Below are 8799 nucleotides of genomic sequence, written 5' to 3'. Positions count from 1 at the left end.
TCTCCCAGGGGGAGAGTGAATGCGATTTCCTTCACCTTCCCGCTTACGGGAGGGTCGGACGCTTGAGCGGCCGGGGAGGGCTCGCACCGGGCCGGAGGCCCGACTCTCCCAGCGGAGAGTGAAGAGCCAATTGTTCAAACATCATTCTTACACCGATCCTTCCGTTTCGTGTTTCGCGCGGGTATCGAAGCGGACCAATAAATCAATGACCTTCAGCACAGCCACCCTATCGAAACGAGCGCGACAGCGGCGACGAGCGTTTTCATTGCTGGAGATGCTGCTTGCGATCGCGATACTTGGAACCAGTTTGGCGATTCTCGCGCAAATCGCCGACACCGGTGTCAGTGCCGCCCGCGAAGCCCGCGCCCTTGCGACAGCCCGGATGATATGTCAGTACAAACTCAGTGAAGAGTTGCTGAATATCGCATCGGGACAAACGCCGACTTCGGTGGTCGAAACGTTGGTAGAGTCGTACGACACTGAATCAACGGAGTCGTATTACGCAACGATCGAAGTGATGCCGGGGCAACTCGACGGTACGTTGGCGATGCGGGTGACCGTGGAAGCTCGTGGCGGCGACGGAACGCAGCGGCTGGCGATCTATGCACTCGATCGCTGGGTTGTTGATCCAGCATTGGGGCTTGAAGAAGCCGAAGCGGAAGAGCTGATGGCACGAGAAGAGATCGCTAACGGCGGGACGGCGCTATGAGAAGTCGTCCACGATCAAGATTCAAAGGCTTCACGTTGTTGGAGCTCTTGCTGACACTTGCCTTGGCGGTCGTGTTGATGACGTTGGTCAATTCCGCGTTCAGTTTCTACGTCAGCACGATGGATAGCAGCGACGCGGAGATGCGCCGCACGATGCTTGCCAGCGCTGTGATGCAGATGATTGAAGACGACTTGCGTTCGTCGATGCACCCCGAGCCACTGGATACCTCGGCACTCGAAGAATTGCTATCGGCAACCGCCAAGGCGGCCGGGGGAAGCAGCGGCGGCGGAAGCGGCGGCCAAACCGGTGGCGACGCCGAAGCGGCCGGGACCGCCGATCCCGATGCCGCCGGCGAAGACGACATGACAAGCACCGACACGACACTGCTGGCCGGCACCGTGGTGCTGCAAACACCGGGGCTGGTCGGCAACCAATATCAAATCCAAGTCGACACCAGCCGATTGCCTCGGTTGGAAGAGTACGGCGTGATGATGGCGGCCGAACCGGGACAACTGGTCGACATTCCAAGTGATTTGAAAACGGTGACCTACTATGTTCAAGACGCGGACGCGATCGGCGTTGACGATGCCTTGGCAAAACTCGACGGTTCCACCGATGGTGGTTCAGGCGGCTTGGTGCGGCGAGTACTCGATCGAAACGTAACGTCGTTTGCGATGACGCAGGGCAGTATTTCGGCACTGACCCAATCCGGTGATCTTTTGGCTCCCGAAGTCGTCGGCATTGAATTTTCGTATTGGGACGGGATGACGTGGCAGATCGAATGGAACAGCGATGAGATGGGCGAGTTACCGCTGGCGGTCAAAATCCAGTTGACAATGATCGATCCGCTGATCGACGCCAATGATCAGACGCCTCGGATGTTCTCGCACATCGTTCAGTTGCCGATGGCAAAGTTCATCGTCGAAGAAGAAGAGGACGAACTGTCGGGAGCAGGGATCTGATGAAACGCAATCCGATGACAGTTAATCGACCGCATCCCGGATCCAAACGCGGCCGCCAGCACGGTTTCTTTTTGGTTTTGGTGCTGCTCGTTATCATCGTTTCTACCTTCGCCGTGTACTCGTTTACCGGCATGATGGTCGCCTACGATGACGCCGCTTACCTGACCGGTGACTTGGTCCGGGCGCGGGTCGCGGCTGATTCAGGTGCCGAAGCGATTCGCGTAGTGCTTGCCCAGCCGCCGGTAGACCGCGACGTCCTGGGCGGCGTCTACAACAACCCGAACTTGTTCCAAGCGATCGGCGTGTCCAACCAAGACACCGGCAACGTTTGTAACTATTCGGTCGTCGCCCCCAGTTTGAACGAGATGGGGCAGATGGCCGGACTGCGATTTGGCCTTCAGGACGAGTCGGCGAAGATCAACCTCAATACCTTGACGATCCTCGACGAAAACTCCGAAGGCTTGATGGCGGCGTTAAGTTTGGCGTCGGCTGAGAGTGAAGTCGACGAGTCGTTGGCCACCTCTAGTTTGGCGACGTCACTGTTATTGGCCGTTCCCGGGATGACCGAAGACCTGGCCGATTCAATCTTGGACTGGCTGGATGAGGACGACGATCCCCGACCCTATGGCGTCGAAATCGATTACTACAGCACTTTGCCGACGCCCTACGAGCCGACCAACGGCCCGGTCAACAGCGTCGAAGAATTATTGTTAGTCGCCGGGATGACTCCGACGCTCTTGTTCGGGGCAGACGCCAATCGAAACGGCGTGCTGGATCCCGACGAACAACAACGCTTTAACATCACCGTTGATACGCCGGGCGCATTGGGGCTGGCCGCCTATTTCACCGTTCATGGAAACGAAGCGAACAAGGCGCGTGACGGATCGTTTTGTGTCAACATCAATTCCGATGACCTGGAGGTCCTGTACGAAGACCTCGTCACGGCACTCGAAGACGAGACCTACGCCAGCTTCATCTGTGCCTATCGCATGGCCGGCCAACCGTCGGCCCTCTCGGGCATCGTGTCGACTGGCAACGACCAACAAAACAATGACAACAATGGCGAAGTTGTCGACGGAGGGGTTTGGACGGCGGACGCGATGGCTTCGATCGACTTGTCGGCCGGCGGAAGCGTGGAGTTCACGCAAGTGCTGGATTTGATCGATGCGACGGTCACGATTTCCAATAACGGTCAACAAGTGTCGTACCAGAGCCCCTTTAACATTTTGACTGCCGCGGATTATTTACCTCTGATCATGGACGTTTTGTCGACCAGTGACACGGCAACGATGCCCGGCCGGATCAACTTGAATGAGTGTTCGGCGGAACTGCTGTACGGGATTCCGATGTTGGACGAAGACCAAGTCGGGCAGATCCTAGAAGCTCGGGCGACAGAATCCGATGACGCCAACCGAAACTTTGAGACCTGGCCGATGGTTGAAGGGATAGTGACCTTGGACCAAATGCGGCAATTGTTGCCCCTGGTGACTGCGGGAGGCGACGTCTATCGGGCCCAGATCGTGGGTTATTTCGAGTCCTCGGGGCTGTCGTCGCGCCAGGAAGTGGTGATCGACGCGACCACGGTCAATCCAAAAATCATCTTTCGTCGTGACTTAAGTCATCTCGGACGTGCCTTCGATCTTTCGGTTCTCGGAATTCGAAACACCGCGGCGGTACTCGGAGACGATACGAATTAGACTATCGATATGGTAAAAAAACTCGCTCTCGACTACGACGCGCACGAATTACGACTCGTCGTGGCCAACGTCAACGGAAACCGCGTCGCGGTGACCGATATTCAACTGATCCCGATAAACGAAGGCGAATCGGCATCAGAAAAACTGCGCCGCTACGTCAACGACGCGGGACTGCAAAAAACAGAAACGCTTGTCGCGATCGGTCGCGGCAAAGCGGAGTTGCGTGAATTGCAATTGCCGGCCGTTCCCGACGAAGAACTGCCCGACATGGTCCGCTTTCAAGCGATCCGCAGTTTCGCGTCGGCGAGCGATCGCGCGATCGTTGACTTTTTGGTTACCGAACGTTCCTCCGAAGGCATCACCTTGATCGCCGCGGCGGTCCCGCCGAGTGAGCTTGACCGTGAACGCGAGCTGTGTTCGACAAGTGATCTGCCGCTCGAACGAGTTGCGTTGCGTCCGTTGGCGGCGGCGTCGCTGTATTTAGGCCAGCAAAAGTCGGCGCCGGTGACGGTGATGATCGACTTGCTGGCCAACGACGCCGAAATCGTCGTCGCTCGCGAAGGTAAGGTGATCTTTGTCCGGACGGTGCGTTTGCCCGAAAACGAGGAGCATCGTCCCGGAGCGATCGTTAGTGAACTGCGGCGAACGATGATGGCTTGCGGTGAAACGAAAACGCCGCAAAAAGTTGTCGTCTGGGGAAATGCCGACGTGCATTCTGCCGAAGTCAACGCGATCAAGGAAAAGATCGGATGCGACGATGTCCAAGCGATCAGCCCGTTTGACTTGGTTGACGTCCAAGTCGCTCGCGAAAAGATGCCCGAGCACACCGGTCGCTTCGCACCACTGGTCGGATTGCTCAACAGCAGCACCGCCAACGCGGATGTCTTGATCGATTTTATGAACCCCCGGCGTCGGCCCGAAGAGAAACCGGATCACCTGCGTCGGATCGCGATGATCGGAATCCCGATCGCCGCGGTGCTTCTGGTCGGGTTCATGATTTATCGGCAATTCAGCCAATGGGATCGCAAGATCGCGGTGCTGCAAGATGAAATCAATCTCTTGATCCCTTCGGCCGAGCAAGCTGACGAGAGCATCGATCGGACGGAGAAGATCGACCAGTTTCTCGATCGCGACGTGAACTGGTTGGATGAACTTCGGCGGTTCGCCGAACTCGCACCGCCAAGCGACAAACTGATCGTCCGATCGATCAACGGAAACGCACTGACCGCCGGCGGTGGCTATTTGCGGCTGACCGGAGGCGTCACCGAATCGAGCGTCATTGATCAAATGCAAAGCTCGCTTCGTGACGAAACTCACGGGGTGGTCGTCAAAGACACCAATGTCCAGCAAGGCGATGATCGCTATCGATGGTCGTTCACCGAAACGATCACCGTCGACGGCAACGACTTGCGAAACTTGCGATACGAGCGGATGGAAGCACAGCTCGCCAGTACCGAAGCAAGCAGTACCGAAGCAAGCAGCGATGATGAGTCCGTCACAGAAGAAATCGATGACGGTTCACAAATGACGCCGCCAGCGGATGAGCCTGACGACGACGAGGACTCTGAAACAAGTGACGTTGACGCGACGGACGAGTCCGCGGCGGAGGGGGACGACAAAGCTACGCCTGAAACCGACGAGGCATCTGAAGCCGCGCCGACCGGCGATCAGCCCAGTGAATCGAAGAGTGAAGAAGAGGTGTCGACATGAACCAACGAGAACGTGTCCTAGCGATCCTGGTCGGCGGCTTGGTAGTCCTGGGAATTGGCCAATGGGGGTTTAGCAAATACAAGTCGGCACTTCAGCAACGTAAAACCCGATTCGAGTCGCTTCAAGATCGACAATTGCAATTGTCCGAAAAGCGATTGCTTGGCGCGATCGCCGACAAGCAGATGGGCGAGTACCTTGTCCGTTCATTGCCGAGCGATACAGAGAAGGCACGGAACGCCTACCAGAGTTGGTTGCTTGACGTCGCCAAGAAACATGACGTGGAGACTCCCGCGGTCAATGAAACCGGCACCAGTCCCGTCGGCGATTTGTACCACCAGTTCAAATTCAAAATCTCTGGTCGGGCAGACATGCCACAAATCGTCGACCTGATGTACGACATCCAGGCGAAGGACTACTTGCATCGGATCCAACAATTCGAGATCACACCGTCCAAACGAGACGATGGTTTTATCTTCAATGTCACCCTGGATGTGATCGCGCTCAGTGCCGCGCCGGGTAACGCCGCGCCGCCGAAGACGCATTCTTGGCGAGTCGAACAAGACCAACTCGCTTATGCCGAACCGATTCTCAATCGTAATCTGTTCGAACCGCCCAATCAGCCGCCGGTCTTCAACGGAAACAAGACGCTCGAAGCCGTCCGCGGCCGAGAGGTTGCGTTTCCGCTGGACGTCAAAGATCCCGAACAGCATCGATTGGCATTCAATCTGGTCAGCGAACATGACAACGTCACGATCGATCAACGAAGCGGGACGATCCGAGTCAAATCGGACGAGCTGACCGAGTTCAAAGTCGATGTCGAAATCACTGACAGTGGTTATCCGAACAAGAAGACCACCGAAACGCTGTTGGTCAAAGTGGTCGACCCGCCTCCGCCGCCGAAAGAAGAGCCACCGAAGGTCGAATTGGCATACGATGACGCCAAGCAAACGTACCTGACCGGACTGGTCCAAGGTGCGAAAGACTGGACGGCGTGGATGAACGTTCGGACTCGTGGCAAAACGTTGAAACTGCGCGTCGGCGATGAATTCGAAATCGGCAGTGTTCGTGGAATCATCAAGTCGATCGATGCGGACAAAGTCGAGATCGAAATTGACGATAAAGTTATCGCACTCAAAAGCGGCAACACGCTGAAAGCTGCCGTCGATGAAATCGAGTAACCCATCGTCTCAATTCGCTGATTGAAGTGCCGACGGCGTGGCGGAACGCGCCGTGCGTTTCGGTTGGGATTGATCAATGAGTTGCGGAACGCGCCGAGCGTTTCGGCGGCTTCGTTCTTCCCGAAAGCCTCGGAGGCTTCCGCTACGTTTGGTTCGCGAAACGATGGTGAATCGCTTGCGGTATGATGTGGCTTCCAGTAAGTCACTCCATTCCTAGGTCCGATTCATGATTCGGTTAATCTTTGCAAGGGCTGCGCGACGGTTGCACCTCCGTCGATCGATGATGCTCGCAGCTATCGCAGCCTGTTGTATTCCAGGTCAGGCGCGATCGCAGTCATCCACGGACGCTCTGCGGAGTGAAATCGATCGCGAGTACGATGCTTCACTCGCTGATCTGTTCGTCCACTTTCACCGCAACCCCGAACTATCACTAGTCGAGTTTAAGACTGCCGCGCGGATGGCGCGTGAGCTTCGTGCGGTCGGCTTCGATGTCACCGAAGGCGTCGGCGGGACCGGTATCGTCGCTCTGCTCGCCAACGGAGAGGGACCGACGGTGATGATGCGAGCGGACATGGATGGGTTGCCGGTGGAAGAAAAGTCGGGGCTGGAGTACGCATCGAAAGCGAGGCAAGATGATCCGATCACCGGTGATGAAGTCCCCGTCATGCATGCATGTGGTCATGACGTCCACATTACCAGTTTGGTCGGATCGGCGCGGTACCTGTCAAAGCATCGCGACGCTTGGTCGGGAACGTTAATGTTGATCGTCCAGCCCGCCGAGGAACGGATCATGGGGGCAAGGGCGATGAAGCAAGACCGGTTGTGGGAACGATTTGGCCAACCCGATTTTGCACTCGCTTTTCATGTGTCGGCGCGTAATCGAGCCGGAGTGATCAACGTGGTCGATGGGAGTCCCTATGCTGGCTCGGATACCGTCGACATCATCGTTCATGGCATCGGCGCGCACGGGGCCAGCCCACACCGCGGTAAGGACCCGATCGTGTTGGCCAGTCAGATCGTGCTCGCATTACAAACGCTGGTTTCGCGTGAGATCGCACCACGCGAGGCTGGTGTTGTGACGGTTGGTTCGTTTCATGCTGGCACGAAGCACAACATTATTTCTGACCAGGCAAGATTGCAGTTAACGGTCCGCAACACCAACGCGGAAACGCGAAAGACGTTGCTCGACGGTATCCGCCGAATCGCCGTCAACATGGGACGAGTTGCGGGATTGCCAGAGGACAAGTTGCCCGAAGTCATCGTGTCTAAGGAAAGCGTCCCGCCGACGTACAACAACGCAACGCTTGCGCGGCGGTTGAAGCAAGCGTGGACTGAGCAACTCGGTGCCGAGCACATCATCTCGGAAACTCAAAAGGGCATGGGGGCCGAAGACTTTCCGGTGTTCACAACCTCACCCGACATTCCGTCCGTTTACTGGGGTATTGGCGGAACTCCCCAAGAGGCATTCGAGGCCGAATCTGCCGGCGGGCCGATGGTCCCCAGCCACCACTCACCGCTCTTCAAGATCGATCCGGAACCGGCAGTCAAACGAGGGATCGAATCGACCGTGATCGCGGTCCTGGAATTGATGGGAGATTGAGTAGCTAGAGGCTAGTTGCTAGTGGCTAGAGGTGGGGCAGAATCACCGAAAGCAGCGCTACTTTCGGCGGAGCGAAAGGCGACGATGGGAAGCATCTGCAACGCGTTGCGACATCGAGAGATCATCGATGCTCCCCTTAACAACTAACAACTAACAACTAGCCGCTAGCCGCTAGCCGCTAGCCACTCCCCATCAACCCGCGTAGCGTGCACGCAGTCTGGGGTGAAACGTCTTGGGGTGCTGGATATCGGCTTTCATCAGCTGCGCGGGGGCACCGGCAACGTCTTCGCAGGCGAAGGGTTTTCCAATCGGCGTCGCGTTGAAGACTCGCCGGTATAGCTTGGCGTGTCTGGGATGCACGAACGCTTCGAGATGAGTGAGTTGGTATTCCCGCGCGACCTGGTGCAGGTAGCTTGTCATTTCCAGAAAGACGCGACGATAAGCGAGCGGGCTTGACGCTAACCGCTGATCGGGATGATCGATGGCCAAGCGTGTGATCCGGCCCGTCGTCATGTCCTCTGCTTTGGGGACCAGCAATGTGACCGTACCACAGATGCCTCCGCAGGTCGCATCATCACGGCGATGGGGACGTGTGCTTTGTCCGTCTAACCTGCGACCGAAAACATCGGCTGATAGTGACTGGTTTTGATATGCATTGATCGAAATCGCTGTCCAGTCGGTAGACTCCGCGGGTTCGGCACCGGTGCTTGTGGTCGGCGACGTACGAAGTATGTCTTCCTCAGAGGGCTCGTTCATCAGCCCGACACGTCGAAACTGCTTCTTCCACAATTGCTGTGCTGATGCAATTTGCTTCGCCGTAGACGCGCGCATGCAGACCACCGGTGGGCAACCGTCGGTAGCGCGGGTACGGATGCGTCCAGTCAGAACAGTGAAGGGCTTCATACGTAATTCTTCTGTCGACGTGTGCGTTCGACCGTTCTAT

The 8799-nt window shown here is 56.9% G+C and carries 7 protein-coding genes; 6 read left to right on the top strand and 1 reads right to left on the bottom strand.

Going from position 1 to position 8799, the window contains the following annotated elements; genetic code table 11:
• The first annotated feature begins 205 nt into the window (after positions 1 to 205).
• The 6 genes from FYC48_RS20710 to FYC48_RS20685 all read left to right on the top strand — a co-directional run bounded on the left by FYC48_RS20710 (position 206) and on the right by FYC48_RS20685 (position 7856).
• Entirely contained in the window at positions 206 to 709 is a 504-nt protein-coding gene (locus FYC48_RS20710) for a type II secretion system protein (RefSeq protein ID WP_149498705.1), read from the top strand.
• Positions 706 to 1671 carry a prepilin-type N-terminal cleavage/methylation domain-containing protein gene (locus tag FYC48_RS20705; RefSeq protein ID WP_149498704.1) on the top strand — a complete coding sequence of 322 codons (966 nt, stop codon included), beginning with the start codon at positions 706 to 708 and terminating at the stop codon, positions 1669 to 1671. The genes FYC48_RS20710 and FYC48_RS20705 overlap by 4 nt, the downstream gene beginning before the upstream one ends.
• 14 nt (positions 1672 to 1685) lie before the next feature.
• On the top strand, positions 1686 to 3368 hold the full coding sequence (locus tag FYC48_RS20700) for a type II secretion system protein GspK (RefSeq protein WP_149498711.1): 1683 nt from the start codon (positions 1686 to 1688) through the stop codon (positions 3366 to 3368).
• A 9-nt stretch (positions 3369 to 3377) separates the two neighbouring features.
• Positions 3378 to 5078, top strand: coding sequence for a type IV pilus biogenesis protein PilM (gene pilM, locus FYC48_RS20695; protein WP_149498703.1), 1701 nt, complete (start codon positions 3378 to 3380; stop codon positions 5076 to 5078).
• Positions 5075 to 6256 carry a hypothetical protein gene (locus FYC48_RS20690; protein ID WP_149498702.1) on the top strand — a complete coding sequence of 394 codons (1182 nt, stop codon included), beginning with the start codon at positions 5075 to 5077 and terminating at the stop codon, positions 6254 to 6256. Before pilM ends, FYC48_RS20690 begins: the two co-directional genes overlap by 4 nt.
• A gap of 280 nt (positions 6257 to 6536) precedes the next feature.
• On the top strand, positions 6537 to 7856 hold the full coding sequence (locus tag FYC48_RS20685) for an amidohydrolase (protein WP_200836661.1): 1320 nt from the start codon (positions 6537 to 6539) through the stop codon (positions 7854 to 7856).
• Positions 7857 to 8048: 192 nt separating this feature from the next.
• Here FYC48_RS20685 and FYC48_RS20680 read toward each other — a convergent pair whose 3' ends face one another.
• Complete coding sequence (locus tag FYC48_RS20680) at positions 8049 to 8612, bottom strand: N-acyl amino acid synthase FeeM domain-containing protein (protein ID WP_149498701.1); 564 nt, start codon at positions 8610 to 8612, stop codon at positions 8049 to 8051.
• Between the last annotated feature and the right edge of the window lie 187 nt (positions 8613 to 8799).

It is taken from the genome of Roseiconus lacunae, from assembly GCF_008312935.1.
Taxonomy (GTDB): Bacteria; Planctomycetota; Planctomycetia; order Pirellulales; family Pirellulaceae; genus Stieleria; species Stieleria lacunae.
This window is presented reverse-complemented; position numbering and strand designations above follow the sequence as displayed.